The organism is Flavobacterium cupreum, assembly GCF_003996965.1.
Classification (GTDB): Bacteria; Bacteroidota; Bacteroidia; order Flavobacteriales; family Flavobacteriaceae; genus Flavobacterium; species Flavobacterium cupreum.
The window spans coordinates 1-292 of sequence record NZ_QWDM01000228.1 but is presented as its reverse complement, the minus strand read 5'-3'; the positions used below and the strand labels follow the sequence as shown (position 1 = coordinate 292).

1 pseudogene is annotated in these 292 nt (G+C 63.7%); it reads right to left on the bottom strand.

Annotated features, from left to right (window positions below):
• Window positions 1-292: pseudogene (locus D0817_RS25420) on the bottom strand (DDE-type integrase/transposase/recombinase); the annotation flags it as partial.

The following is a 292-nucleotide window of genomic DNA, read 5'->3' as shown; positions in this document are numbered from 1 at the left end:
CGTTCTTCTCGACCACGCCTTTCTCCCACCCCGAGGCGCGATTGCAGAAATCGGGATCGAACAGGTAGTGCGAACACATCGAGGCAAAGCGCGCATTGACGATGCGTCCCTTACCCTTGTTGACCTTGTCGACCGCCGTCTTCATGTTGTCGTAGATGCCGCGCCGGCTGACGCCGCCCAGCGCCGCGAACGAGCGGGTGTGGGCGTCGAACAGCATCTCGTGGCCCTGGCTTGGGTAGGCCGCCAGCCAGAACGCCCGGCTCGCGCATAGCTTGAGGTGCGACACCTGGCT